At 63.4% G+C, this 2,529-nt stretch carries 2 protein-coding genes and 1 pseudogene; 2 read left to right on the forward strand and 1 reads right to left on the reverse strand.

The genetic code is table 11. The features are described 5' to 3' along the window. Window positions 1–343: response regulator (locus RTX98_RS17860; protein WP_312798149.1), on the reverse strand; the 343-nt coding region annotated here is incomplete at its 3' end. A 224-nt stretch (window positions 344–567) separates the two neighbouring features. Between RTX98_RS17860 and RTX98_RS17865 the strand changes: the two genes are divergently transcribed. Both RTX98_RS17865 and RTX98_RS17870 read left to right on the forward strand, forming a co-directional pair. Continuing rightward, window positions 568–2,352, forward strand: coding sequence for a M3 family oligoendopeptidase (locus RTX98_RS17865; protein WP_312798156.1), 1,785 nt, complete (start codon window positions 568–570; stop codon window positions 2,350–2,352). A gap of 25 nt (window positions 2,353–2,377) precedes the next feature. Then, window positions 2,378–2,529 (forward strand): annotated as a pseudogene (locus tag RTX98_RS17870) (aminodeoxychorismate synthase component I); the annotation flags it as partial.

A 2,529-nucleotide genomic window follows, 5' to 3' on the forward strand; every position in this document is an offset into this window, starting at 1 on the left:
TGTGCAGTCGCTCCGGCGACGCGGGCTTCACCACGAAATCGAACGCGCCGGCGCGCATGGCGGCAACGACATTGTCGACCCCGCCCTGCGCCGTTTGCACGATCACCGGCGCTTCCACGCCGCGCGCGGACAGTTCGCCGAGCACGGCCAGCCCGTCCATTCCTGGCATCACCATGTCCAGCACGATGATTGCGACGTCGCGGCCCTGCGGCCCGTCCAAAATGCTCAGCGCCGCCGCGCCGCCATCGGCCACAAGCGTGCTGAAGCCGAACTTCGTTAGCGCGGCATCCACCAAACGGCGTTGAACCGGATCGTCGTCAATGATGAGGACCGGACCTGCCATGGAGAAGCGCCGTCACCTTTCGAATTCTGCCAGCCGAGATTGGCTTATGGATCATAGTGCCATTGCACCCTAAATAGCGGCTCAAGAAATCCGGTGAACAAAGCCTTATCCGCATCCGTGGATCAGGCTGCATGATGAGACGTCAGATGGCCAAGCCCCTTTCCCACTCCATCCTGGAACCTTTGCAGGCAGCTTCGCCATCCAGCTCGGCGGCCTTGTCGGCAATGCCCTATCTCAGCGACCTGCCGGAATGGGACCTGAGCGACCTCTACGCATCCATGGACGCCCCGGACCTCCAGACCGACCTCAAGCGCGCCGCAGACGACGCCAAGAGCTTCGAGGCGGCCTGGAAAGGCAAGCTCGCGAGCGAAGCCGCCGACAAGACCGGCGGCGGGCTCGGCCGCGCGATGAAGGACTACGAGGCCCTGGAAGAGCTGATCGGCCGCATCGTGTCCTATGCCGGCCTGATCTATGCCGGCGACACGTCCGATCCCAAGCGCGCCAAGCTTTACGGCGACATCCAGGAAAAGATGACGGATGCCTCCTCGCATCTTCTTTTCTTCACGCTGGAGCTGAACCAGGTCGATGATCAGGCCATCGCCGATGCGCTCGACGCTGATCCCGCTTTCGGCCATTACCGCCCCTGGGTCATCGACCTTAGGAAGGACAAGCCCTTCCAGCTCGAAGACCGCGTCGAGCAGCTGTTCCACGAGAAGTCCGTGACAGGCCGTGGCGCCTGGAACCGGCTGTTCGACGAGACCATGACCGCGCTGCGCTTCACCGTGGATGGCGCCGAGCTCACGCTGGAGCCCACCCTCAACCTCCTGCAGGATCCCGACCCGGCTCTGCGCCAGAAGGCGTCGGAAGCCCTGGCCGAGACCTTCAAGGCCAATCTGCGCACCTTCAGCCTGATCACCAACACGCTGTCCAAGGATCGAGAAATCTCCGACCGTTGGCGCGGTTTCGAGGACATCGCGGACGCCCGCCATCTCGCCAACCGCGTCGAGCGGCCTGTGGTGGACGCACTCGCGCAAGCCGTGCAGGCCGCCTATCCGCGCCTGTCGCACCGCTATTATGCCCTGAAGGCCAAGTGGCTCGGCATGGAGCAGATGAACAACTGGGACCGCAACGCGCCCCTGCCCGAAGCCCCCACCGCAACCATTGGCTGGGAAGACGCCAAGCAGACCGTGCTGTCGGCTTATAACCGCTTCGACCCTAAGATGGCGGATATCGCGCGCGACTTCTTCGACAAGCGGTGGATCGACGCCGCCGTGCGTCCAGGAAAGGCCCCGGGCGCCTTTGCGCATCCGACCGTGCCGTCCGCGCATCCCTATGTGCTCCTGAACTACCAGGGCAAGCCGCGCGATGTGATGACGCTGGCGCATGAACTCGGCCACGGCGTGCATCAGGTTCTGGCCGGCGGTCAGGGCGCGCTGATGGCCTCGACCCCGCTGACGCTCGCCGAAACCGCCTCCGTGTTCGGCGAAATGCTGACCTTCCGCTCCCTGCTCGATCAAACCACCGACAGGCGCGAGCGAAAGGCCATGCTGGCGCAGAAGGTCGAGGACATGATCAACACGGTTGTGCGCCAGATCGCCTTCTATTCCTTCGAGCGCAAGGTCCATACCGAGCGCAAGAACGGCGAACTCACCGCCGACCAGATCGGTCAGTTCTGGCTGGAAGTGCAGGCCGAAAGCCTTGGACCGGCGATCCGTTTACGCGAGGGCTACGAGACCTTCTGGGCCTATGTCCCGCACTTCATCCACTCGCCCTTCTATGTCTATGCCTATGCCTTCGGCGACTGCCTGGTGAACTCGCTTTATGCGGTCTACCAGAATGCCGAGAGCGGCTTCCAGGCCAAGTATTTCGACATGCTGCGCGCCGGCGGCACCAAGCATCATTCGGAATTGCTAGCCCCGTTCGGCCTCGATGCCTCCGATCCGGCGTTCTGGAACAAGGGTCTGTCGGTGATAGAAGGGTTGATCGACGAGTTGGAAGCGATGGAATAAGCGCGTTCATCAACCGGGCCTCACCGTGCAGCCATTCGCCTTCTTCCGCGACGATCGCGCCGGCCGCTCGGTTCTGTTCGAACAACCGCGCGCGATCATCCGCGCGGACACGCCCGACGCGTTCGAGCGCGCCCTGGACCAGCTTCAGGAAGCCCGCCAGCAACGCAAATGGCTGGG

The sequence above is a fragment of the Tianweitania sp. genome (genome assembly GCF_032053605.1).
In the GTDB taxonomy this organism is placed as follows: Bacteria; Pseudomonadota; Alphaproteobacteria; order Rhizobiales; family Rhizobiaceae; genus Tianweitania.